Below are 24,700 nucleotides of genomic sequence, written 5' to 3'. Positions count from 1 at the left end.
AAACTAGATTTTATTTATTATTTTTTATATAATATAAATAAATATATATATATGGAGTAGTAATTTTATTTTTATTATCACCAATTCTAATTAATAGCTACTCCATTTATCTAAATATATGAGAAGGGGTTTTATATGAAAATATTATTAACTGGCTCTAATGGTCAATTAGGACATGATTTGAAAAAACTATTTGATAATCTGAATATAAAATATGTAGCAACTGATTATCAGGAACTAGATATAACAAGTGAAGAAAATTTAGAAAAGTTTTTTGAAAAAAACAATGATTTTACACACATAATAAATTGTGCTGCATATAATGATGTAGATAAAGCAGAAACTGATGACAAAGTTTTTTTACTAAATGAACAAGCACCAAAAAAATTAGCAAAATTTTCTAAAAAAATAGGTGCAATTTTTGTAACTTATTCAACTGATTTTGTCTTTGATGGAAAAAAAGGGGGAAATTATACAGAAAATGATATTCCTACTCCTATATCTAATTATGGACTTTCAAAAGCAAATGGTGAAAAATTAACTTTAGATACTTATGAAAAATCTTTTGTAATACGAACATCATGGGTATTTGGAAAAGCTAACAATAATTTTAATACACAGGTCATCAACTGGAGCAAGACTCGTGATAAATTAAGTATTGTTGATGATCAGATTTCCGCACCTACTTATTCAAAAGATTTGGCAGAATTTTCATGGAAATTGATACAAACTGAACAGTTTGGATTGTATCATATTACAAATAATGGAATTGCCAGTAAATATGAACAGGCAAAATATGTGCTTGAAAAAATAGGTTGGAAAGGAACTCTTGAAACTGCGAAAACAGAAGATTTCAATCTTCCTGCCAAAAGGCCACATTTTTCAAAATTATCTTCCGAGAAAGTGGAAAGACTTCTTGGAGAAAGGATTCCAGACTGGAAAAATGGAATTGACAGATATTTAGAGGAAATGGAAATAATTAAAAAGTAATATAAAAAGGAATATTTTTCTATATGTTGATTAGAAAGATATTCCTTTATTTTTTATATAACTTTAAATTCCAGCGAGGCAAATTTTAATTCATCACTATCTCCTTTGGAAATTATAGAGATCTTTCCTCTTCTGTCTACACGAAGGAATTTATATTCTTTATCTAAAAATTTCCCATTTTTCTTGATTAATATTTTCTTATTTTTTAGGTAACTATTTTCATTTACAACCATTAATATATTTTCCCATTTTTTGTTGAGATTATGAAATTCATTTTCAAAGGCTGATACTACATCTTCTATTATATTTTGTACTGAATGAGTTTTTCCAGTAATTTCTACAAGTGAAACGGCTTTTTCACGGAATATTCCAAAATCGGTGTTATTAACATTTATTCCAATTCCTACTATTATATATCCTCTTACTTTTTCGCATAGAATTCCACATATTTTTTTATTTTCATAATAAATATCATTTGGCCATTTAAAAGTCAGTTTTTCGCTATTTTTTATATAGTTTTTAAGAACTTTGTAAACAATGTAGCCAGCAAAAATTGTTATTTTTTCATCTAATTCAGAATTATTATCTGCAACAGCAAAGGAGAAGAGTGCGGCTCCTTCATTTGAAATCCACACGCTTTCTCTTTTTCCTTTACCATCTGTTTGCTTCTTTGCTACGATGACTTCAAATTCTTCTATTCTTAATTGTCGCCTTAAATAAGTATTTGTTGAATTTATTTCATCAAAAAATTTAAATTTCAAAGATTTACCTCTTTCTGCTTATCTGATTTTAAAATTTAATTTTATAACCACTAACTTAATCTTGGGAATATAAATATTCCGTAAACTGGGCCTGCATGGGCTCCAATTACTGCTCCAATTTCTCTATTTAATATTAATGAACTTACTTTTGGATTATTTTCCACTTCTGAATAAATTCTTACTACATTTTCAAGTTCTGTTGGAGTTCCTCCCCATCCACTCATAAGAACGACACTTTGTTTTTTACTTTCACGCTCAATGTATTTTTCAATGTATTTTTGTGCATTGCGTTCACCTAGGACTTTTTTCTCAACAGTAACTTCTCCTTGATTTATTGTAAGAATAGGCTTCATATTTAATGCACCTGCGATTGTTGAACTTGCCTTTCCGATTCTTCCACCTTTTTCAAGATATTTCAAGTCTGGAATAATCATAAGAAGTTTTCCTTTGTTTCTAAAGTTATTTACCCAATTGATGATTTCAGTAAAGCTTTCACCTCTTATAGATTTTCCTGCAGCACCTAATACAAGGAATCCCTGTAGTAATGAAGCTCCTAAACTGTCAATCAGTTCGATGTCATTTTCTCTATTTGTCAAGCTTCTTCCAACTTTAGCGGCTTGTATTGTCCCGCTTAGTTTTGAAGACGGATGAATTGAGATGATTTTTTTGTATCCTTTTTCAAATAGTTTGTTGTAGGCGTTTAAAAAGTCCTGTGGCGATGGCTGTGATGTTTTTATTGTTGCATCATTGTTAAGCATTTCGTGCCAAAATTCAGATTTTGTAATTTCTATTCCGTCTCTATAAAGTTCACCATTTATATCAATTTTCAAAGGTACAATTTTTATTGGCAGCCCTTCAATATCTTCATATGTCAAGTCTGATACAGAATCTGTCAAAATAGCTATTTCAGGCATATTAGGGTCTTTATTTTCAATGTATAGGTAATAATAGTAATTTTCTTGATTTCCATTAATAATAGCAGTCTTTATTCTAGATAATTTTTCTTCAATATTTTTTTGTGATTCTTCATCTTTTTCATTTCCACTTACTACAACAGCTGTTATTGTATTTTTAGTTACTAAATCAGCTAATATTGTGTCTGTAATATCTTTTAATGATTTTTTTGCATATTTTATTTTTCCATTTACAAGTGCTATAAAATCATCTTTTGTTATTGTCAAGTTTTCTACTTTTGTATCTCTTACAGCTTTTGTGATTTCCACAGAATAGTTTCTTGCGGCAGATTCTTTTACTTCATCGATGTCATTTTCCTTGTTTTTTAAGAAATAATATCCATCAAGCATTGTCTTGGTATCTAGAACCATTACCGTTTTTTGAGATTTTTCGGCTGCCATTTTAGCTGTTGTAATGACATTTTTATTATTTGGCAAGACATAAACGTTTTCTTTTTCAGTTTTGTCAATTGCATTTAGTATTTCCTGAACACTTGGATTTTTACTTTGCCCTCCAAGAATTACAACATCTGCACCGATTTTTAAAAATTCATCCTTTAAGTTTTCAGAATCAGCCAAAATTACAAACGCAGATTTTGTTTTATCAATTTTTGGATTTACAAAGATTTTAGCTTCATCTCGTTCGCTAAAAATTTGAAGATTATCGTGCTGCAGTTTCATATTTTCTATCTTCATTTTTTCAAGAGGCCCATATTCAAGCGCTATTTCCATTGCTTTTCCAGGATGGTTGGTATGAATGTGAGTCTTGAATTTTTTGGAAGTTTGTGCAAATACTGCAGAATCCCCTAATTCAAGCACACGCTTTTTATATTCTTCCGTGTCAAAGTCTCCATTTAGGATAATGTATTCTGTACAATATTGAAAATGTATGCTTTCAGGATCGTGATTAATATTTGCTATTGTTTTATCAAATTCATTTTCTTTAACTTGAGCCTTTTGTAATTCAACTAGCAGATTCAGTTCTGTTGCAACTTTATAGAATCCTTCAAAAAAGAAGAACAGTCCCTTTCCTCCAGCATCAACTACTCCAGCCTCTTTTAATTTTGGCAGTAGTTCAGGCGTTTCTTCTACTGCTTTTTCTCCAGCCACAACAATTTCTCTTAGAAATTCTACTAAATCTTCAAATTTATCTGCACATTCCATAGCTTTTTCAGAAATTTTTCTAATAACTGTCAAAATTGTTCCTTCTATCGGTTCGCTTACAGCACTATAAGCAGTTTCCTTAGCACTCAAAAGAGCTTCAGCGACATCTTTTGGAAGTAATTTAACTTTATCTCCAATACCTTTTAAAAATCCTGTAATTACTTGTGATAAAATTGTTCCAGAATTTCCTCTAGCTCCCATTAATACAGCCTCTTCAACTACTTCTATTAATTCAGGCATTTTTATTTTATCATCTGTTTTTTCTTCCAGATCATTTATCATTGAATTCAATGTCATTGACATATTGCTTCCTGTATCTCCGTCAGGCACAGGATAAACATTTAGTTCGTTTAATAGCTCCTCATGTTTTGTAACCCATTTTCCTCCGCCAATGAATACTAGTTTTAGTCTCTTGGCATCTAGATATTTTATTGCCATTATTTCCTCCTAAAAAATAATTTTTTGATTAAATTTTTCTTTTATATTATTTGACATTTGCCAAAAATTTTTGAAATAAATTTTCTCTTTTTAAAATAGTTTCTATGAACTCCCTTACAGCTCCTTCTCCACCATTTTTTGTTGAAACAAAGTCAGCGATTATTTTTGCTTCATTTACTCCATCTAACGGTGTCCCTGAAAAACCAGATTTTTTCATAATTTTTATATCATTGAGATCATCACCCATATAGGCGATTTCTTCTTTTTGAAGACCTGATATTTGCATTATTTCATCTAAAATAACAGTTTTTTCTGAAATACCTTGATATAAGTATTTTATGTTTAATTTTTCGGCACGCTTTTTTAATAGTTCTGATTCTGCACCTGTAATAATTCCAAATTCAATGCCTAATTTTTGTGCATTTAAAATAGCGTAACCATCTTTTACATTGAATTTCTTTAATTCTTCTCCGCTATTTCCAAGGTAGATACCACCATCAGTAAGTGTTCCGTCTACATCAAGTAAAATTAATTTTATCATTTTCTCTCCATTTTTTATTTTACAGTTTACTAGTATTATACCATAATATATGCTTATTGTTCAAATTTATTTTGTAAAAATCAAGCTGAAAATTATTAAACCAAAGGTGTTAATGAATTATTTTGGAGTATAGCTGTAAATTTTGACTATTAAGCTGATTTGAAGAATGATGCAATTTTTACTTCACAATAGTATTATTTCTTTATAACAAATTTAATCTTTCGTAGAATATTCTTTTAATTATTTTTTTATGAAGGTCATTGACTTTCGCCAAAAATGTGGGATAATATTAATGTAGGGAGAAAATAATGTTGAATATTATAGACGATTATTATATAGAAAAATAAAAAAATCAATTATAAAGTTGCGATTTTTTAAAGTTAAGATTAGATTTTTTATGTTAACTATTCTAAGTAAAATTATTATAAATTTAATGTTACCCTCCAAAATTCAAAATCAAGATATTTAAAATTAATATTATTTTGTCTTTCCCTACTTAATTGTAGGGATTTTTTGTTTTTGAGTCTATAAAGAATCAAGTGTTTTTTAATAACGTAATATGCCTTCTAGTCATTTATTTTAAGATTATACTTAAATGTCTTTATATTAAACTAAAGTAATAAAATATTAATCATTAAACCTGAAAATATAAGATGCCAAATAAATTTAATCAATAAAATAAAAAAATATTAAAATTTTCTGGAATATGGAGGAAGCGATATGAAAAAATTGACAAAGGATCTTGAGAAATTAGGAATTGTAAATGTGGCGAAAATCTACAGGAATTTAACGCCTTCTGAACTTATTGAGCATGCATTAAGCCGTAAGGAAGGTACATTGTCTGAAACAGGAGCTTTAGTTGTAACAACAGGGAAATATACAGGGCGTTCACCTAAAGACAAATATATTGTTGATACAGCTGGTATTCATGATAAGATTGCATGGGGGAATGTAAATAAGCCTATTGAAAAAGAAAAATTTGATTCTATTTATAACAAGCTGATTGCATATTTGCAAAATCGTGAAATTTTCATATTTGATGGAATGGCAGGAGCAGATCCAACTTGCAGACGAAAATTTAGAATAATAAATGAACGGGCAAGCCAGAACTTATTTATCCATCAATTGCTAATACGCCCAACAGAAGAAGAATTAAACGATTATGGACACGCTGATTTTACAATAATCGCAGCTCCAGGCTTTAAATGCAATGCTAAAATCGATGGAATAAATTCATCTGCTGCAATAATTATTGATTATGAAGCAAGAATTGGTATTATTTGTGGAACAGAGTATTCTGGAGAAATTAAGAAAAGCGTATTTTCCATAATGAACTTTGTAATGCCGGAAATTGATGTACTTCCTATGCACTGTTCTGCTAATATGGATCCAAGAACTGGACATACTGCGGTATTCTTTGGACTTTCTGGAACTGGGAAGACTACACTTTCAACAGACCCTAACCGTAAGTTAATTGGAGATGATGAACACGGATGGTCTGACCACAGCATTTTCAACTTTGAAGGTGGATGCTATGCAAAATGTATAAATCTTGATTCAGAACATGAGCCTGATATTTACAATGCAATAAAATTTGGAAGCCTTGTGGAAAATGTTGTAATGAATCCTAAAACACGTGAATTTGACTTTTATGACAAGAGCTTGACAGAAAATACGAGAGTTGGTTACCCGATTAATCATATAAAAAATGCACAAATTCCAGGGATTGGAGGAATTCCAAGCGTTGTAATATTTTTGACAGCAGATGCGTTTGGAGTTTTACCGCCTGTTTCAAGACTTTCAAAAGATGCGGCAATTTACCATTTTGTGACAGGATTTACTTCTAAGCTTGCTGGGACAGAACGTGGAATTACAGAACCTCAACCTACATTCTCAACTTGCTTTGGAGAACCGTTTATGCCATTAGATCCGTTAGTTTATGCAGAAATGCTAGGTAAAAAAATAGAACTTCACAATACAAAAGTATTTTTAATAAACACAGGATGGTCTGGCGGACCTTATGGTGTTGGAAACCGTATGAACTTAAAATATACAAGGGCAATGGTAACTGCAGCGTTAAATGGAGAACTGGATGAAGTTGAATACAGACACGATGATATTTTCAATCTAGAAATTCCACAATATTGTCCAAATGTTCCAAGTGAACTTTTAAATCCAGTAGATACATGGGCAAATAAAGAAGCATATGGAGCAGCTGCAAGAAAACTGGCAAAAATGTTTAGAGAAAATTTTGCAGCAAAATATCCGAATATGCCAGAACATATTGTAAATGCGGGTCCAATGTATTTTGAATAAATACGTTGATAGACAGTTCAGTAATATTCCAGCAGTTAATATTAACTACTTAATTTTCAGTCAATTTTAAAAGTTTTGGGAGATGCTTAACTGTCTATTTTATAACAATTTTTAAATGTTTACTAAAATATGGAGGTTTTTATGGGAAAGGTAAAAATAACGGAAACATCGTTAAGGGACGGACATCAGTCACTTATGGCGACAAGAATGACTACTGCCGAAATGCTTCCAATAATAGAAACTATGGATAAAGTCGGGTATTATGCAATGGAAGTCTGGGGTGGAGCAACTTATGATGCAGCAATCAGATTTTTGCATGAAGATCCGTGGGAAAGATTAAGAGAAATCAGAAAAAGAGCTAAAAATACAAAGCTTCAGATGCTGCTAAGAGGACAGAATTTGCTTGGTTATCGGCATTATGCAGATGATATTGTAGATAAATTTGTAGAACTTTCAATAAAAAATGGAATTGATATAATTCGTACATTTGATGCTTTAAATGACACAAGAAATATAAGGCAGGCATCAGAAAGTACAAAAAAATATGGAGGACATAGCCAGCTTGCTATCTGTTATACAATTAGTCCTGTTCATACAATAGAATACTATAAAAAACTGGCTTTAGAAATGCAGAGCATGGGGGCAGATTCTATTGCAATAAAGGATATGTCGGGAATTCTACTTCCAAATGTGGCTTATGAACTTGTAAGTGAATTGAAAGAGATTTTGAATATACCACTTGAACTGCATACTCACGCAACAGCAGGACTAGCCGGAATGAGTACATTAAAAGCTATTGAAGCTGGAGTGGATATTGTGGATACAGCAATTTCACCTTTTGGAAGCGGAACTTCACAGCCACCTACAGAATCGCTTGTTAGAACCTTGCAAGGCTCAAAATATGATACAGGGTTAAATCTTGAATTTTTAAAGGAAGTCGCAGAGTATTTTAAACCTATAAGAAAAAAATATATTGATAACGGAACAATGAATCCAAAGGCTCTTGCTGTAGAGCCAAGCATTGTGGAATATCAGCTTCCTGGCGGAATGCTCTCCAACCTTTTGTCACAGCTGAAGGCACAAGGAGCGGAAGATAAATATGAAGATGTGCTTCGTGAAATTCCAAAAGTCCGAAAAGACCTAGGTTATCCGCCTTTAGTAACGCCGATGAGCCAGATGGTTGGAACACAGTCAGTATTTAATGTCTTGACAGGGCAGAGATACAAGATGATTCCAAAGGAAATTAAAGATTATGTAAAAGGAATGTATGGAAAATCACCTGTAAAAATTTCGGATGAAATTAAGGCGGTTATAATTGGAAATGATGAAATATTTACTGGAAGACCTGCCGATTTGCTACAAAATGAATACGACACAATGAAGAATGAAATAGGGAGTCTGGCAAAATCTGATGAAGATGTTCTAACTTACGCATGTTTTCCACAGATTGCAAAAGATTACCTGAAAGAAAAGTACGAGGAAAAAAACTTGGAAGAGAAAATTAGTATTCAGAATATTGATGTTGTTTTTTAAAAGTTTTTAGAAATAAAAATCGAAATATAATAGAATAGGCAGTTTAAAAAGAGAGGTGAAAAAAATGAACTTAGATATAGATTACTTCAAGACAAAATTAAAGGAAATAACGGAATGGTACGAAAATACAAGATGGAACAAAAAAACATTACTTGAAAAAATATCGGAACTTGATATGGAAATAAATAAGACACGTGATGCAGAAAATCTTATAGATTGGGACAATTTAAGCCATATAGAAGAAAGAATTGTAAGTGATATGGTTCATTTGAGAAATAAAATGAAACTCTCGCAAAAGGAAAAATTTGATAGTTATTACGAAGTAAAGTAATATACAGAAACTGTTTAAATTTAGCAATTCAAAAAATTGAAAGGAATAATTTAAAATATGAAAAGTATTTTATTTGGAAATTCGGCTGTAACTTTTTCAGATGCCATTTATATAACTGTTGTCAGTATGCTGATTGTATTTTTTATATTATTTTTGATTTCATTTGTATTGTCATTTTTTAAATACTTTTCAGCTTATGAAGAAAAAAATGCAGATATTGAGAATAAAAAAAGAAATGACGGTAAAATTCTGGAAAAGCACCAAAAGCAAGATAGCGAACAAAAATTTAATATGGAAAAAATAAAAGATGAAACTATGCTGGCGGCAATGATGGCAGCTTTGATTGAAGCGGCTGGAGATAACAAGAATAGTCGTATAAGAATAAAAAATATTAGGGAAATAAAATAAAATCTGAAATACAAAGGAGTACAGAAAAAATGATTAAACTGTATAAAATTAGAATCGGAGAAAAAGTTTACGAAGTAGAAGTGGAAGATGTTTCAGAAAAAGAAGGAACTATTGAAACTTCAGCCAATTCAGACAGCAAGCAAGAAGTAAGCAAGAATGAAAATCCGCCTTTACAAAAGGAAACTGAAGGAAGCGAAGTAATAAAAGCCCCTATGCAAGGACTTATAGTAGATGTGAAAGTAAAATCTGGACAAAAGGTAAAAGCTGGAGATGAAGTTGTGGTATTAGAAGCTATGAAAATGGAAAATCCAATTGTAGCACCTTGCGATGGAACTATAAGTGAAATTAGAGTGGCAAAGGGTGATACAGTAAATACTGATGATATTTTAGTGGTATTGTCTTAAAATATAAAAATCTAATAAATTACTAAAAACCTTAAAGAAAGGAATGGTTTTCAAATGGAATTACTAAAAATTCTTTATGGAACAACAGGAATATCAATGATAACTGGAAGACAGATTATAATGATAATAATTTCGCTAATTTTGTTGTATCTGGCGATAAAAAAACAATATGAACCTTATCTATTGCTTCCAATTTCCTTTGGGATGCTGCTCGCAAATTTGCCTACTGTTGCAAATGAAGGGCTTATGGAAAAAGGTGGACTTTTATACTATTTATATCAAGGAGTAAAATTAGGTATTTATCCACCGCTAATATTTTTGGCAATAGGAGCAAGTACTGATTTTGGACCGCTTATTGCAAATCCAAAAAGTTTGCTGCTAGGAGCGGCTGCACAGCTGGGGATTTTTATAGCGTTTATTGGAGCCATTTTGCTAGGACTGACTGGAAAAGAGGCTGCTTCAATTGGAATTATTGGAGGAGCTGACGGACCTACAGCCATTTACTTGACAACAAAACTGGCACCACATTTACTAGGGTCAATCGCTATCGCAGCCTATTCGTATATGGCTTTAGTTCCTGTAATTCAACCTCCAATTATAAAACTTTTGACAACAAAAAAGGAAAGAATGGTGGAAATGACACAGCTCAGATTTGTAAGTCAAAGGGAAAAAATAATTTTTCCAATTGCAGTAACAATTATTGTTATTCTTCTAGTTCCGTCATCAGCTCCGTTAATCGGAATGTTAATGCTTGGAAATCTTATAAAGGAGGCTGGAGTTGTTTCAAATTTAGTTGAACATGCAAGAGGAGCCTTGTTATACTGTATTACAATAGTGCTTGGAATAACTGTTGGAGCAACTGCTGACGGAAAGGATTTTTTGAGTCTGGTAACAATAAAAATTATTATTCTTGGGTTAATTGCATTTTCTTTTGGGACAGTAGGAGGGGTACTGTTTGGAAAAATAATGTACAAACTGACTAAAGGAAAAGTAAATCCTATGATTGGAGCAGCAGGAGTTTCAGCAGTTCCAATGGCAGCAAGAGTTGTACAGAAACTAGGGCAGGAAGAAAATCCAAAAAACTTTCTGTTAATGCATGCAATGGGACCAAATATAGCAGGTGTAATTGGATCAGCCGTTGCCGCTGGAGTTCTTTTAATAATATTCAGATAAAAAATTGTTACTCTCATTAATCTAAAATTTTATACTTAGTGAGAGTGATTTTTTATATGTATTTTAAAATAATTAAAATATAATTTTCGTCAAAAAAAGCCTAGTATAAATAATCCGTCGGAGCATTTTTCTGTGCTGACAAAACTGTTTGAGTGTAGCGAGTTTTTTGTCAGTGCAGAGAAATGTCGTAGACTAGCCATAGGTTATTGCGTAGCAATCTTGCTACAATTTTAATTATTGAGATGAATCTTTGCTGCAAGATAAGGATTTGCGGCAATGAGCAATCCTACGAAAATAAAAATGAAAAAATATTTATTAATCAAGATATATAAAAAATAATAAAAAATAATTTAATTGAATGATTATGAATTAGCTATTAAACAACTATATTATAAAAAATTATTCCTATTTTAAATCGAATTTATGATAAATGGGAAATAGTATTAGAATAAATTTAGGAGAAAATAATGAAAGAAAATATAAATCTATATAAATTTGATGAACTTGATTCGACAAACGATTATTTACGAAGAAATCATAAAAGTCATGAAGAATTTGATGTTATTTCTGCTAGAACACAGACTCATGGGAAGGCACGCAGACAGAATGACTGGGTATCTATGGATGGAATGGCTATCTTTAGCTTTTTCTTGAAGGAAAGGGATGACTGGGAGATCGAGAATTATTTAAAATTACCTTTGATTGCAGGTCTTGCAACAATAAATGGATTAAAGAAAATTGAAAATTTAGAATATAAATTTAAATGGACAAATGATGTTTATTTGGAAAACAAGAAATTATGCGGTATTTTGCTGGAAAAAACAGAAAATGTCTATATTGTTGGAATTGGGATAAATGTGAATAACATATTGCCAGAAAACTTACAAAATAAGGCAATTTCACTGACACAATTAACAAATAAGAAATATCAAATTGATGAAGTTATAAAAAATATTGTTTCAGAGTTTCAAATATTATGTAAACAGCTGGAAAATGGATTATGGGAAAATATTTTGGATAAAATAAATAAAATAAACTATCTGAAAGGCAAAAGAATTGAATTAAAATTTGGAAATGAAGTTGTTTCAGGAATTGCACATAATATTAATAAAGATGGAGAAATCGAAGTTTTAATGGAACAAAATGAGGCTGGAGAAAGGGAAGTTAGGAGTTTTTCGGTTGGGGAGATTTTTGAAAAGATAGTTTATTATTAGAATAAATTATTAAACTTATTTTTATAGAGAATTGACTATGCAAATGACAAATGTTATAATAAACCATATTTTATTTGTACTATTTAGGAGGTATTTATGAAAAAAAATATTTTAAGAAGTTTATTGTTATTGGCAATCTTGCTATTTACTATTAGTTGTGGCAAGAAAAATGATACAATCAAAATTGTATTTTTACCAAATGAAACTAATGATTCACTGAAAAAATCACGTGAAGAGTTTGCACGGGTTGTGCAGGAAGCAACTGGGAAAAAAGTCGAAATTGTTACAACGACTGACTATAATATTACAGTTGAGAATATTGTTTCTGGACAGTCTCAAATTGCATATATAGGAGCCGAAGCATATTTGAATGCTAGACAGAGAACAAAGGATATTGAGGCTGTGCTTACAAATGCTGGAGAAAGTGGGACATTAGAAGATGCACGTTATTACAGCTTTATTGCAGTTAGAGCAGAAGATGCTAATCAATACCGTTCTGGAGATGGATTTGACTTGAAGAAGTTAAAAGGTAAGTCTATGGGATTTGTTACAAACAGCTCTACATCTGGATTTAAAATACCAGCTAATTTCATTGTAAAAGAATTTGGATTAAAAAATACGGATGAAGTGCTTGGAAATAAAGTGTTTTCAAAAGTTATGTTTGGAAATTCGCATCCTGGAGCACAAGTTCTATTATTTAAAGGAGATGTTGATGTTGCAACATTTGCTATTCCAAAATCATTCACAATTTATGAGCTGACTGCTGGAAAAGACTTTAATTCAGGAGCCACATATAAAGTGAGAAAAGGGGCAGTTGCACCATTTGGAGATTATGCTGGAAAAAGCTTTACAGTTATAAAATCAATTCCAGTTTATAATGGTCCAATCGTATTTAATACAAAAACTTTGGCAAAAGAGGATCAGGAAAAAATCAAAAAGGCCCTTTTAGCTAAATCAACAACTGATAATCCACATATTTTCAGTGACAAGAAGAGTAAAGTAAGAGGACTTTTCTTAAAAGAAAACCCAAATGTTGGATTTGTGGAAACAAATACAGCGTGGTACGAAGGAATGAAAAATATAAAGTAATAAAATAGAGGGGGAAAAATGCGTTTAGATAAATTTTTAAAAGTAACGAGAATTATAAAAAGAAGAACAGTGGCAAAGGAATTGGCAGATAATGGAAACATTGCTGTAAACGGAGAGCAGAAAAAATCTTCTTATGATGTAAAAAAAGGCGATATTTTTGACATAAAGTATTTTAACAAGAATATAAAGGTAAAAGTTTTGGATTTACCGCCTGAAAGCCTTAAAAAAGAACTTATTGACGAATATATTGAAATAATTGGATAATTATGAGGAAATATTGTTTTATCTCTTGTTTTTTAGGATAAATAGGGTATAATTATAGTGGTAGATAAATTTATACAAACAAGGAGAAGACTTATGAAAGTAACTGATATTCGTATTAGAATTGGAAAACAAACAGAAAACAATGAGAGATTAAGAGCTTATGCTGACATCACATTTGATGAAAGTTTTGTAATTCATGGATTAAAAATAATCGATGGACAAAACGGATTGTTTGTGGCAATGCCATCAAGAAGAATGCCAAATGGAGAATTTAAGGACATAGTTCATCCAATTAAACCTGAACTTCGTGCTGAAATAACAAAAGTTATTTTGGAAAAATTTGAGCAGGAAAGTGCAGCTCAATCTGAAACTGAATAAAATTTTTAATAAAAAAGTACACCTAAAATACTAAAATTATAGATACATAATAATACTAATATCAGTGGTGTACTTTTCTTTCTTCTTATTTTTTTTTAAAACTTTTCTAAAGATTCATATTAAACTTTTCTTTTCATAACTGGCAAATATAACAAAAATTCTAAAAAAATCATTGTAGAAATCAGAACAATATCATATAACCAGATAGGATTTATAAACTTCACTTGTGGGATAATGTGGCTTTTTAAAAACATTGCATTTATTTCCTTAAAGATAAAGTTGTAGATAAACGCATAAAGAAATATAAGAAGTAATGCGATTATTGATTGAATAAATCCTTTTTTTGTAGGTCTTTCACCTAGATACTCATATCCAAAAAAAGCTGTAAATACAATAAGTGCATGCATTATCATAAAAATATAGACATAATAGTTGTCATGATAGTAAATTATCCCAGGCAAGATTAACGCCAATACCGGTCCAAAAGTTAAATAATAAACTACATTATATAAAAATTTTGTTCTAAAAATTAAATACAATCCTGCGAAAATTGCTGCAAAATTACAAAGATGCACAGGTGTAACATTGGTTATAGGTTCATTCTGATACATCAGCCTATAAATCGAATCAACTATTTTAAATATTAACAAAAAATATCCTAAAAATGTTGAATATTTTTTTATATCTATATTCTTAAAAAATTTTGGAATATAGAATAAAAATACGCAAAATAAAATTGAAACAATAAAAGTTTCTATATGAATAGGGCTAAAATAACTAAAAGTCAATAGCGCCTCCTTTCTAAATTTTTCATTTGATTTATTGATTATCTTCTACATTTAAGAAAATTATACTTGCTAAAATTTTTCTGTAAAATTCATTTATTCCATCTGCCAGTTTAAACAGAACTAAAATGACTATTACCATCAGCTCTGAACTAGCATCTGTTGAATAGTTTCCGATTATTACAGCAAATACAAGAAAAATGAAAGATAAAATATGAAAAATTATATTAACAACAATAAAAGGTAGAATAATCCTTTTTCTATTTCCATCTAGAAGTTTAAAATTTTCTTCAATAGATTCAAAAAAATTAAGGTCTCTAGATAGATAAACTTGTCTGAAATATGAAAAACAGAGTGCAAGCACAATTGTAATTACAGAGGATGCCAAGTTGTTGCTCATCATAAGAATACTAAAATTTATTGAAGTCATTATTATACTTAGAACAATGGACCTAAATATTAAATTAGTTTTATCCAGTTCATTTTTCCCTCTAATTTTACTTATAACACTATTTTGAAATAAACTTAGTATAAACTCAATTGCCACTGTAATTAAAAAACTTGTAATTAGTTCTTCTTTGCTGATTGTGTGAAACACAATAAAGTTTTTTAATACATATCCATTAATTCCAAACAATACAAAAGCTGGAAATAAAAACTTTTTATGTGTTTTAAATGATTTTATTAATACTTCAAAAGTTCTGCCTTGATATTCAGTTTGTGTCAAATCTTCAGTTTTCAATACTTCTCTTAATTCTTCCACTTTTTATTTCTCGCTTTCAAATTTTTATTTAAAATTCTTTAACGCTGTTCACTGCTTAGCTTGAGAAAACATCCAGTCTTTAATGCCAGGTATACTATAAGCTACTTTCCAAGTTCCTGAATGTTCAGAACCTGGATTGGCATCTTTTGGCAAGTATGGATTTGTACCTTTTTCAAGTGTTACGTATTTTATGTTTGTTTTTTGAGAAATAACTTTTCTTGCTCCTTCTAAAAACTGTGTATCTGAGTAATCAGCTCTCCAGCTGTCTCTTGCTACAGTTCCACCTCTTTTTATAAGTTCACTTGTAATTGCGTTCATTCCTGGATAAGCTTTTGAATCTCCAGTTGAAACGGTAATCCATAAATTGTTTTTTGCCATAGGGGCAATTTCTTTTTCATTCCATTGACAAGCAACTAGATATGAAGCGGCAAATAATTCTGGATATTTGTAATTCATAACAATAGCCATCATTCCACCCATTGATTGTCCAGTCGCATAAATTCTTTTATCATCAATACTATATTTTAAAAGTAAATGTTCTCTTATTAAATTGACAGTTGCATCCAAGTCGCTTGTAATATCTCCGTTGTCATTTACCACTTGTCTTGAGTACTGTGGTGCTAGCACAAATGCTTCGTGCTTTGCCTGTTCTTCAGGTGTTGCAAATGAGATGGCACCATTTCCTTGTAATAGTGTAGTTTTCGTATCTTCACTTAAAACTCCCATATCGTGCATAAATAATACAAGCGGGTATTTTTTATTTCTGTCGTAATTTTTTGGAATATACAGATTATACTTTACACTTGTTCCAGTTTTTGGATCTTTATACACAAACTGTTTAAAGTTTTCCACAACTAAATTTTTTGTTTTGTTGTTTTCAAGTATTGCAATGCTTTTTTCCAATTTTTTACCATTTGTAAACAAGATGTCTTCTTTTTGTGTTATCTTGGAAGTCGCCTTTTTCATTTGAAATCCAACTTCATTGTTCCCTTCTATACGTAAAGAAGCTCCATTATCTTTTGTATTCAGTTCGATAATGACATATTTTCCATCTTTTACGATATTAGTTCTTTCTGGCTGAGTATTTGAATAAACTTTTTCAACAGTTCTGTCAGATACGGCAAAAGTATCTTTAGTCAGCTGTGAGTTTACTACCTTTTCGTTAAATTCCAGAATAATATGTGTAACTTGCTGTCCAGTTCCAAAAACTTCAGTTACAGATGTGATACCTCTAATTCCTTTAGGATATTTTATTTTCTCAGTTTTGAACGCAGTAGTTGTTTCTGCTGAAATAAATATCGTTGATAATAACATTCCGAATACTGTACAAAATAATACTACTTTTTTCATAAACAATTTCTCCTTTTCCTTATTGAATAAATAAAAACCTTTTATAAATTTTACCATAATTTTTTCATATTTCAAAATGTTTAATAATAAAAAATAAATTTAATCAAATATTTATTCCAACATTTAGCAAGTTTCTTTGATTTTTTGAAATTTAATACTGATGTGGTATACTAAAAATGGAAAATTGTATTTTTGATTAGAAAGATGTGAAATGGATTTAAAATGTTCGATTAATATAAAAAGATATTTAGGAGGATGTGTATGAAAATTACTAAAATTGATGGTATTTCTCATAAGAAATATAAGGAAAAAGGAAAGTTGATAAAAAGTAATGAGATAGAAAAAGATGTTACTGAGGAAAGATTTTATGATATAAAAACAAAAACGACAGAATTATTTCTAAAAACATTAGATTTTTATGTAAAAAATTATGAGCAATGTAAAGAGCAAAATAAAGAAAGAAGAGAAAAAGCTAAAAATTATTTTTCTAAAGTAAAACTAATAATCGACAATAAGAAAATAACAATATTTAATGAAAATACTGAAAAAATAGAAATTGAAGGGTTTAATGAATATGATGTTAGAAATGAAAAATATTTTAATGTTTTGAATAAAATATTGAAGGAAGAAAATTGTACTGAAGAAGATTTAGAAGTTTTTGAAAATGATTTGCAAAAAAAACTAAATCAAATACAATCAATAAAAAATTCATTGGAAGAGAACAAGGCACATTTTAAAAAAGAAAGCGTAAATAATACTGCTGATAGAGTTAAAGGGAATAATAAAAAAAGTTTATTTTATGAATATTACAGAATTTCTTCAAAACATCAGGAATACGTGAATAATATTTTTGAAGCATTTGACAAATTATATAGTAATAGTCATGAAGCTATGAATAATCTGTTTTCTGAAATAACAAAAGACTCTAAGGATAGGAATATAAGAAAGATTAGAGAAGCATATCATGAAATATTGAATAAAAATAAGACTGAGTTTGGAGAAGAATTATATAAAAAAATACAAGACAATAGAAATAATTTCGATAAATTATTAGAAATAGAACCTGAAATAAAAGAATTAACAAAATCTCAGATATTTTATAAATACTATATAGATAAAGTGAATTTGGATGAAACAAGTATAAAACATTGTTTTTGTCATTTGGTAGAAATTGAAGTAAACCAATTATTGAAAAATTATGTGTATTCCAAAAGGAATATAAATAAAAAAAAATTAGAAAATATATTTGAATATTGTAAATTAAGAAATTTAGTAAAAAATAAATTAGTAAACAAGTTGAATAATTATATAAGAAATTGTGGGAAATATAATGCCTATATAAGTAATAATGATGTTGTAGTAAACAGTGAAAAAATTTCTGAAATAAGAACAAAAGAAGCCTTTTTAAGAAGTATTATAGGAGTGTCTTCTTCTGCATACTTTTCTTTGAGAAATATTTTAAATACTGATAATACGCAAGATATAACGAATAAAGTAGATAAAGAAGTAGATAAATTATATCAAGAAAATAAAAAAATTGAGTTAGAAGAAAGATTAAAGTTATTTTTTGGTAATTATTTTGATATAAATAATCAACAAGAAATAAAAGTTTTTCTAATGAATATTGATAAAATTATTAGCAGTATAAGACATGAAATTATCCATTTTAAAATGGAAACAAATGCACAAAATATATTTGAATTTAATAATGTTAATTTAGGAAATACAGCAAAAAATATTTTTAGTAATGAAATTAATGAAGAAAAAATAAAGTTTAAGATTTTTAAACAGTTAAATAGTGCAAATGTTTTTGACTATTTGAGTAATAAAGATATAACAGAATATATGGATAAAGTTATCTTTTCATTTACTAATAGAAAAGTTTCTTTTGTACCTTCTTTTACAAAAATATACAATAGAGTACAAGATTTAGCTAATAGTTTAGAAATAAAAGAATGGAAAATTCCAGATGAAAGCGAAGGAAAGGATGCTCAAATATATTTATTAAAAAATATTTATTATGGAAAATTTTTAGATAAATTTTTAAATGAAGAAAATGGAATATTTATTAGTATAAAAGATAAAATAATAGAATTAAATAAAAATCAAAATGAAGACAAACATTGTAAATTTAAAAAATTTAAAAGCGTTAACGAAAAAAATCCTAAGAAGTATTTAGAAATTATACAAAGTTTATATATGATAAATATAGAAGAAATAGATAGTGAGAGAAAAAATGTATTTTTAGATTTTATTCAAAGAATATTTTTGAAAGGTTTTTTTGAGTTTATAAAAAATGACTATAATTATTTATTAGAATTAAAGAAAGTTCAAGATAAGAAAAATATATTTGATAGTGAGATGTCAGAATATATAGCAGGAGAAAAAACTTTAGAAGACATAGGAGAAATAAACGAGATTATACAGAAGATAGAAATAACAAAAATAGACAAAATATTAAATCAAACAGATAGAATTAATTGTTTTTACTTACTTCTAAAATTATTAAATTATAAAGAAATTACAGAATTAAAAGGGAATCTTGAAAAATATCAAATTTTTAGTAAGACTAATATATATGAAAAAGAATTGATGCTTTTAAATATAGTTAATCTTGATAATAATAAAGTAAAAATAGAAAATTTTAAAATTTCAGCAGAAGAAATTGGGAAATTTATAGAAAAAATAAGTAAAAAAAGGAAAAATCAAACTTTTGGAGAACTGAGAAATTTTGAAAAAATAGAAAATACTGGTGAATACTACAATATTTATTCTGATGATAACAATATAAAGAATATGAGAAATTTGTACAATATTAAAAAATATGGTATGTTAGATTTGCTTGAAAGAATTTCAGAGAAAGCAAATTATTGTATCAAGAAAGAAGACTTAAAAGAATATGATAGGTTAAAAAAGAAATTAGAAGATAAAAAAACAGATTTTTATAAAATTCAAAAAGATTTACATTATAAATATCAAAAAAAATATGAAAATTTTTCAGAAAAGAATAATACAGAAGATTATGAAAAATATAAAAAATCTATAGAAAATATAGAAAAATATGTACATTTAAAAAATAAAATTGAGTTTAATGAGCTAAATTTACTTCAAAGCCTGTTATTAAAAATACTTCATAGATTGGTTGGATTTACTTCAATTTGGGAAAGAGATTTAAGATTTAGATTAACAGGAGAATTTCCAGATGAATTAGATATTATTGAAATATTTAGTCATGATAATAAAAATAATAGTGTCTATAAATCAGGACAAATTTGTCCTAAATACGAACAGTTTATTAGTACACATGTTGAATACCAGAATAATAATAAAATGAAAAATGTAAAATTTGATGACAATACTCCTGTTAGAAACTATATTGCACACTTTAATTATTTACCAAATCCTAAATATTCGATATTAAAAATGATGGAGAAATTAAGAAAATTATTGGATTATGACAGAAAATTAAAAAATGCTGTGATGAAATCTATAAAAGATATTCTAGAGGAATATGGATTTAAAGCAGAGTTTATTATAAATTCTGATAAAGAAATAATTCTAAATTCAGTGAAGTCTGTTGAAATTATACATTTAGGAAAAGAAGATTTAAAATCTCATAGAAATTCAGAAGATTTATGTAAATTGGTAAAAGCAATGCTTGAATATTCAAAATAAGGAGTATGGTTAAAATGCCCAATATAATTCACATAACAAAGGCTGACGATTTGTCAATATCGAATAATCAGCTTGTAATGATTGATGAAGACAATAATGATGAGAAAAATAAGATTTCTTTGAATGATATATCTGCGATAGTTATTGAAAATTGTCATTGTAAGATTAGTGCGATTTTGCAGCTGAGGCTGGTGGAAAATAACATTCCGATTATTATTTGCAACGAGAAACATCAGCCTGAAATTCATTCGCTGGGATTATTTAATCATTTTCAAGTGACTTTACGAATAAATGAACAGATTGAGTGGGAAAAGGAGAAAAAGGAAAAATTGTGGAGCAGGATAGTGGAGAATAAGATTGAAAATCAAAGAGCATTGTTAGAGTATCTTGAAAAAAGTGATGTTTCCATTGAAAGACTGAAAACATATAAGAAAAACTTGAAAAAAGATGATGTGAGCGCAGAACATCAGGAAGCAATAGCTTCAAGGATATATTTTCAGGAATTATATAGCAATAGTTTTAAAAGATTTGATGAAGATGGTGTAAATTCGGCACTTAATTATGGATATATGATTTTAAGAGCTATAATATCATCAAAGATTGTAGCCAAAGGATTTCATCCAAGTCTGGGATTACATCATAAGTCACAGTTTAATGCCTATAATTTTTCTGATGATATAATAGAAGTTTTTCGTCCTATGGTGGATTATCTTGTTTATATGTACAAGGATATTTTGAATGAAGTGAAATTAAGTAAGGAGATAAGGCAAAAAATACTTCTTGTGGCACAGCAGAAGGTATTATTTAACGATAAGAAATATGATTTTTTCCAAGCGGTAGACTATTATTTGGATAGCATACGAAATTATTTTGTAAAAGATGAAGAAGTGATAATTCCGAAATTGAGCGTGATGGACTATGAGTATTGAGTATTTTGGTCTACTTATGTATGATTTTCCTATGCAGACAGATGTTGAGATATTTGAATACAGGACTTTTAGGAAAAAATTGATAGAAAAAGGATATTATCAGCTTCAAAAATCGGTATATATAATGAAGTCAAAAACAAAAGAAAAAATCGAACTGGCAGAAAAACAGTTATCAATGCTCGCTCCAGAAAATTCCTCAATCCGTTCTATTATCCTGACAGAAGATCAATTTCAAAAAATGAAGGTACTCGCAGGAGAAGTGACAATGGGAGAAAAAATTTCACAAAATAAAATATTAGAATTTTGAAAAATCAAAAAATATGGTATAATGTGAGTGGTGGTTTATATCATTTATTAAGGAACAATATCAAGATGAAAATATGGAAAATACAGATAAATAGCAAAAATATCAATCAAAATATCCAATCACTAAAAACAAATGATGGGATATAGACTACCCCAATATCGAAGGGGACTAAAACTGAGGAAAAGATTGGAGTAAGAGTTTACTTGGATATAGACTACCCTAATATCGAAGGGGACTAAAACTAATAAGTTAGCTTGTTGTTCTTTGTCCAAGAGATATAGACTACCCCAATATCGAAGGGGACTAAAACTTAATTCTAAGTTATCTAAATCAAGTAAATGATATAGACTACCCCAATATCGAAGGGGACTAAAACTTCTATATTAGATAGAGTATTATTTTATAGTGGATATAGACTACCCCAATATCGAAGGGGACTAAAACAAAATTGTAAGTTTACTGAAAGCATTTATTGATATAGACTACCCCAATATCGAAGGGGACTAAAACAAATACAGTTTGACTATCTATCTGTAATTTTCGATATAGACTACCCCAATATCGAAGGGGACTAAAACAGTTTCTAAGACTGACACGTATACCAATTCCGATATAGACCACCCCAATATCGAAAAGTGATATTTAATAGAAATAACTTTTGAGTGAGAATAAAATTTCAATTCTTGCTCATTTTTTATTGTTTTTTGAATATAGTTGCTTGGTTGTTCTGAAATGCAAATTTTTGGAGATGTTTTAAATTTTTAGGTTGAAAAAAAATAAGAATTATACTATAATAAATAATTATGCGATTAGGCTAACTAGAGCCTAATTTTATTTGACAAAAGAGAGAAAGAAGGAATCGAAATGATAGAAATGATTTTGCCTGATGGTAGTAAAAGACAGTTGGAAAATCCGATGACTGTTGTAGAATTTGCAAAAAGTATTGGGAGCAGTCTTGGGAAGGCAACCGTTGGGGCGATAATTGACGGTGTGCAAGTTGATCCATCTCATATTATTGACAAATCTGGAACAATTGAAATAATTACTAATACAAGTGAAAAAGGGATAGAAATTATAAGACATAGTGCGGCACATATTATGGCTCAGGCTGTGCAAAGACTTTTCCCGAATACAAAGGTTACGATAGGGCCTGTTATTGAAAATGGATTTTTTTATGATTTTGACCCTGAAAAACCGTTTACTGAGGAAGATTTAGCAAAAATTGAAGAGGAAATGACAAAAATTGTAAAAGAGAATTATGAATTTAAAAGAAGTGAAATGACTGCCGAAGAAGCAAAAAAATTCTTTGCTGAAAAAGGTGAAACTTACAAAGTTGAGATAATTGAAGACCTGGGTGCAGATAAAGTTAGCATTTATCAGCAAGGTGAATTTATAGACTTATGCCGTGGAACACACATTCCATCGACTGGCTACCTAAAAGCATTTAAGCTAATGTCAACAGCAGGAGCTTACTGGCGTGGAGATTCAAACAATAAAATGCTTCAAAGAATTTACGGAGTAGCTTTTGCAACAAAAAAAGAGCTGGATGATTATTTGACAATGATGGAAGAAGCTGAAAAGAGAGACCACAGAAAATTAGGAAAACAGCTTGACTTGTTCTTTGTAGACGAGCATGGACCTGGATTCCCTTTCTTTATGCCAAAAGGTGTGGAATTATTCAATAAATTGCAGGAAATCTGGAGAGTTGAGCATAAAAAAAGAGGTTATCAGGAAATAAAAACTCCTATTATGCTAGATAAGGAATTGTGGGAAATTTCTGGACATTGGTTCAATTACCGTGAAAATATGTATACATCAACAATTGATGAAAAAGAGTATGCAATAAAGCCTATGAACTGTCCAGGTTCAATAATTGCCTACAAGAATAACTTGCATTCATACAAGGATTTGCCATTGAAATATGGAGAAATGGGGCTTGTTCACAGACACGAATTTAGTGGAGCTTTACATGGGCTTATGAGAGTTAGAGCATTTACACAGGATGATGCCCACGTTTTCTGTACGAAAGAGCAAATTGAGGAACAAATTATCGAAATTATTGATTTATATGATAAATTTTATACTGTATTCGGATTTGAATACCACATTGAATTATCAACAAAACCTGATAAAGCAATAGGTTCAGACGAAATATGGGAAATGGCTGAAGCAAACTTGAAATCAGCTTTGGAACATAAAGGAATTAATTACAAGCTAAATCCTGGAGATGGAGCATTCTACGGACCAAAAATCGACTTTAAGATGAAAGATTCAATCGGAAGAATTTGGCAATGTGGAACAATCCAGTTAGACTTTAACCTTCCAGCAAGATTTGAAATGAGCTATATAGGTGCAGATGGTGAAAAACACGAGCCAGTAATGATTCACAGGGCAATGTACGGAAGTTTGGAAAGATTTATTGGAATCTTGATTGAACATTACGCAGGAGCGTTCCCAACTTGGCTAGCGCCAGTACAAGCAAGAATCCTGACAATTTCTGACGAACAGGTGCCTTTCGCAAAAGAATTGTTTACAAAACTTCAAGATGCAGGAATCAGAGTAGAACTTGACACAAGATTAGAAAAAATTGGATACAAAATCAGAGAAGCAAACGGAGACCAAAAAATACCAGTTCAACTAATAATTGGTAAAAATGAAGTTGCAAACAACGAAGTAAATGTAAGAAGATTTGGTTCACAAGACAGTAAAAACGTATCAGTTGATGAAATTATCCAAACTTTGAAACAGGAATCTTTTGTTCCGTTTTCAAAATAAAAAATAAGATTAAGTAATTTAACTGATAAATAAAAGTCTTTTTAAAAGTAAAAAAGTTATAATATTATAATAGATGATAGCTTGGATATAGAATTTTGGATTAAGATGTTCAAGTTATTAAAATGGTTGAAGAAATGAAAAATACTAAACTAATGAGGT

The 24,700-nt window shown here is 29.4% G+C and carries 21 protein-coding genes and 1 CRISPR repeat array; of the genes, 15 read left to right on the top strand and 6 right to left on the bottom strand.

What is annotated here, in order from left to right:
• Positions 1-135: 135 nt before the first annotated feature.
• A complete protein-coding gene (gene rfbD, locus ACEG17_RS03945) occupies positions 136-990 on the top strand; it encodes a dTDP-4-dehydrorhamnose reductase (protein ID WP_372582640.1) in 855 nt (284 codons plus the stop codon).
• Positions 991-1,043: 53 nt separating this feature from the next.
• On the opposite strand, the gene ACEG17_RS03940 is transcribed toward rfbD, so the two are convergent.
• Genes ACEG17_RS03940 through ACEG17_RS03930 form a run of 3 tightly spaced genes read right to left on the bottom strand, consistent with a single transcriptional unit; the run spans position 1,044 to position 4,847 of the window.
• Complete coding sequence (locus ACEG17_RS03940) at positions 1,044-1,751, bottom strand: biotin--[acetyl-CoA-carboxylase] ligase (protein WP_372582639.1); 708 nt, start codon at positions 1,749-1,751, stop codon at positions 1,044-1,046.
• 50 nt (positions 1,752-1,801) lie between these two features.
• Complete coding sequence (locus ACEG17_RS03935) at positions 1,802-4,306, bottom strand: DegV family protein (RefSeq protein ID WP_372582638.1); 2,505 nt, start codon at positions 4,304-4,306, stop codon at positions 1,802-1,804.
• Positions 4,307-4,352: 46 nt separating this feature from the next.
• Complete coding sequence (locus ACEG17_RS03930) at positions 4,353-4,847, bottom strand: KdsC family phosphatase (protein WP_299571078.1); 495 nt, start codon at positions 4,845-4,847, stop codon at positions 4,353-4,355.
• A 720-nt stretch (positions 4,848-5,567) separates the two neighbouring features.
• Between ACEG17_RS03930 and pckA the strand changes: the two genes are divergently transcribed.
• The 10 genes from pckA to spoVG all read left to right on the top strand — a co-directional run bounded on the left by pckA (position 5,568) and on the right by spoVG (position 13,957).
• Entirely contained in the window at positions 5,568-7,163 is a 1,596-nt protein-coding gene (gene pckA, locus ACEG17_RS03925; protein WP_372582637.1) for a phosphoenolpyruvate carboxykinase (ATP), read from the top strand.
• Positions 7,164-7,304: 141 nt separating this feature from the next.
• Entirely contained in the window at positions 7,305-8,696 is a 1,392-nt protein-coding gene (locus ACEG17_RS03920; protein WP_372582636.1) for an oxaloacetate decarboxylase subunit alpha, read from the top strand.
• Between the two features lie 64 nt (positions 8,697-8,760).
• Positions 8,761-9,027 (top strand): hypothetical protein, encoded by a 267-nt coding sequence (locus ACEG17_RS03915; protein WP_372582635.1) that lies wholly within the window; start codon positions 8,761-8,763, stop codon positions 9,025-9,027.
• Between the two features lie 57 nt (positions 9,028-9,084).
• Entirely contained in the window at positions 9,085-9,435 is a 351-nt protein-coding gene (locus tag ACEG17_RS03910) for an OadG family protein (RefSeq protein WP_372582634.1), read from the top strand.
• A 29-nt stretch (positions 9,436-9,464) separates the two neighbouring features.
• Positions 9,465-9,839, top strand: coding sequence for a biotin/lipoyl-containing protein (locus tag ACEG17_RS03905; protein ID WP_372582633.1), 375 nt, complete (start codon positions 9,465-9,467; stop codon positions 9,837-9,839).
• A gap of 54 nt (positions 9,840-9,893) precedes the next feature.
• On the top strand, positions 9,894-11,012 hold the full coding sequence (locus ACEG17_RS03900; RefSeq protein WP_372582632.1) for a sodium ion-translocating decarboxylase subunit beta: 1,119 nt from the start codon (positions 9,894-9,896) through the stop codon (positions 11,010-11,012).
• Positions 11,013-11,479: 467 nt separating this feature from the next.
• Positions 11,480-12,226 (top strand): biotin--[acetyl-CoA-carboxylase] ligase, encoded by a 747-nt coding sequence (locus ACEG17_RS03890; protein WP_372582631.1) that lies wholly within the window; start codon positions 11,480-11,482, stop codon positions 12,224-12,226.
• Positions 12,227-12,322: 96 nt separating this feature from the next.
• Entirely contained in the window at positions 12,323-13,315 is a 993-nt protein-coding gene (locus ACEG17_RS03885) for a phosphate/phosphite/phosphonate ABC transporter substrate-binding protein (RefSeq protein ID WP_372582630.1), read from the top strand.
• A gap of 18 nt (positions 13,316-13,333) precedes the next feature.
• Positions 13,334-13,579 carry an RNA-binding S4 domain-containing protein gene (locus tag ACEG17_RS03880; RefSeq protein ID WP_021743376.1) on the top strand — a complete coding sequence of 82 codons (246 nt, stop codon included), beginning with the start codon at positions 13,334-13,336 and terminating at the stop codon, positions 13,577-13,579.
• Positions 13,580-13,672: 93 nt separating this feature from the next.
• Positions 13,673-13,957, top strand: coding sequence for a septation regulator SpoVG (gene spoVG, locus ACEG17_RS03875; protein WP_147006314.1), 285 nt, complete (start codon positions 13,673-13,675; stop codon positions 13,955-13,957).
• Between the two features lie 119 nt (positions 13,958-14,076).
• Here spoVG and ACEG17_RS03870 read toward each other — a convergent pair whose 3' ends face one another.
• The 3 genes from ACEG17_RS03870 to ACEG17_RS03860 are packed head-to-tail and all read right to left on the bottom strand — an operon-like array spanning position 14,077 to position 16,855.
• Complete coding sequence (locus ACEG17_RS03870) at positions 14,077-14,745, bottom strand: TMEM164-related integral membrane acyltransferase (protein ID WP_372582629.1); 669 nt, start codon at positions 14,743-14,745, stop codon at positions 14,077-14,079.
• Positions 14,746-14,776: 31 nt separating this feature from the next.
• The gene (locus ACEG17_RS03865) at positions 14,777-15,505 is read right to left on the bottom strand and encodes a hypothetical protein (protein ID WP_372582628.1); all 729 of its coding nucleotides are present in this window, start codon (positions 15,503-15,505) and stop codon (positions 14,777-14,779) included.
• 48 nt (positions 15,506-15,553) lie between these two features.
• Positions 15,554-16,855 carry an alpha/beta hydrolase-fold protein gene (locus ACEG17_RS03860; RefSeq protein ID WP_372582627.1) on the bottom strand — a complete coding sequence of 434 codons (1,302 nt, stop codon included), beginning with the start codon at positions 16,853-16,855 and terminating at the stop codon, positions 15,554-15,556.
• Between the two features lie 261 nt (positions 16,856-17,116).
• On the opposite strand from ACEG17_RS03860, the gene cas13a reads away from it, so the two are divergent.
• From cas13a to thrS, 4 genes are all read left to right on the top strand, one after another.
• A complete protein-coding gene (cas13a, locus tag ACEG17_RS03855) occupies positions 17,117-20,530 on the top strand; it encodes a type VI-A CRISPR-associated RNA-guided ribonuclease Cas13a (RefSeq protein ID WP_372582626.1) in 3,414 nt (1,137 codons plus the stop codon).
• Positions 20,531-20,544: 14 nt separating this feature from the next.
• Entirely contained in the window at positions 20,545-21,459 is a 915-nt protein-coding gene (cas1, locus tag ACEG17_RS03850; protein ID WP_372582625.1) for a type II CRISPR-associated endonuclease Cas1, read from the top strand.
• Entirely contained in the window at positions 21,449-21,766 is a 318-nt protein-coding gene (gene cas2 / locus ACEG17_RS03845) for a CRISPR-associated endonuclease Cas2 (protein WP_372582624.1), read from the top strand. Before cas1 ends, cas2 begins: the two co-directional genes overlap by 11 nt.
• Before the next feature lie 139 nt (positions 21,767-21,905).
• A CRISPR array of direct repeats spans positions 21,906-22,344; the repeat unit is 36 nt; unit sequence GATATAGACTACCCCAATATCGAAGGGGACTAAAAC.
• A 286-nt stretch (positions 22,345-22,630) separates the two neighbouring features.
• Positions 22,631-24,541 carry a threonine--tRNA ligase gene (thrS, locus tag ACEG17_RS03840; RefSeq protein ID WP_372582623.1) on the top strand — a complete coding sequence of 637 codons (1,911 nt, stop codon included), beginning with the start codon at positions 22,631-22,633 and terminating at the stop codon, positions 24,539-24,541.
• Positions 24,542-24,700: the final 159 nt, after the last annotated feature.

The sequence above is a fragment of the Leptotrichia hongkongensis genome (assembly GCF_041538065.1).
Taxonomy (GTDB): domain Bacteria; phylum Fusobacteriota; class Fusobacteriia; order Fusobacteriales; family Leptotrichiaceae; genus Leptotrichia; species Leptotrichia hongkongensis.
This window is presented reverse-complemented; position numbering and strand designations above follow the sequence as displayed.

Excerpts from the sequence above, each read along its gene's own strand:
- ACEG17_RS03885 (WP_372582630.1), top strand. The coding sequence starts at position 12,323 with ATGAAAAAAAATATTTTAAGAAGTTTATTGTTATTGGCAATCTTGCTA.
- pckA (WP_372582637.1), top strand. The coding sequence starts at position 5,568 with ATGAAAAAATTGACAAAGGATCTTGAGAAATTAGGAATTGTAAATGTG.
- ACEG17_RS03890 (WP_372582631.1), top strand. The coding sequence starts at position 11,480 with ATGAAAGAAAATATAAATCTATATAAATTTGATGAACTTGATTCGACA.
- ACEG17_RS03860 (WP_372582627.1), bottom strand. The coding sequence starts at position 16,855 with ATGAAAAAAGTAGTATTATTTTGTACAGTATTCGGAATGTTATTATCA.
- ACEG17_RS03910 (WP_372582634.1), top strand. The coding sequence starts at position 9,085 with ATGAAAAGTATTTTATTTGGAAATTCGGCTGTAACTTTTTCAGATGCC.
- rfbD (WP_372582640.1), top strand. The coding sequence starts at position 136 with ATGAAAATATTATTAACTGGCTCTAATGGTCAATTAGGACATGATTTG.
- ACEG17_RS03930 (WP_299571078.1), bottom strand. The coding sequence starts at position 4,847 with ATGATAAAATTAATTTTACTTGATGTAGACGGAACACTTACTGATGGT.
- cas2 (WP_372582624.1), top strand. The coding sequence starts at position 21,449 with ATGAGTATTGAGTATTTTGGTCTACTTATGTATGATTTTCCTATGCAG.
- ACEG17_RS03880 (WP_021743376.1), top strand. The coding sequence starts at position 13,334 with ATGCGTTTAGATAAATTTTTAAAAGTAACGAGAATTATAAAAAGAAGA.
- ACEG17_RS03920 (WP_372582636.1), top strand. The coding sequence starts at position 7,305 with ATGGGAAAGGTAAAAATAACGGAAACATCGTTAAGGGACGGACATCAG.
- cas1 (WP_372582625.1), top strand. The coding sequence starts at position 20,545 with ATGCCCAATATAATTCACATAACAAAGGCTGACGATTTGTCAATATCG.
- cas13a (WP_372582626.1), top strand. The coding sequence starts at position 17,117 with ATGAAAATTACTAAAATTGATGGTATTTCTCATAAGAAATATAAGGAA.
- ACEG17_RS03905 (WP_372582633.1), top strand. The coding sequence starts at position 9,465 with ATGATTAAACTGTATAAAATTAGAATCGGAGAAAAAGTTTACGAAGTA.
- ACEG17_RS03915 (WP_372582635.1), top strand. The coding sequence starts at position 8,761 with ATGAACTTAGATATAGATTACTTCAAGACAAAATTAAAGGAAATAACG.
- ACEG17_RS03935 (WP_372582638.1), bottom strand. The coding sequence starts at position 4,306 with ATGGCAATAAAATATCTAGATGCCAAGAGACTAAAACTAGTATTCATT.
- thrS (WP_372582623.1), top strand. The coding sequence starts at position 22,631 with ATGATAGAAATGATTTTGCCTGATGGTAGTAAAAGACAGTTGGAAAAT.
- spoVG (WP_147006314.1), top strand. The coding sequence starts at position 13,673 with ATGAAAGTAACTGATATTCGTATTAGAATTGGAAAACAAACAGAAAAC.
- ACEG17_RS03900 (WP_372582632.1), top strand. The coding sequence starts at position 9,894 with ATGGAATTACTAAAAATTCTTTATGGAACAACAGGAATATCAATGATA.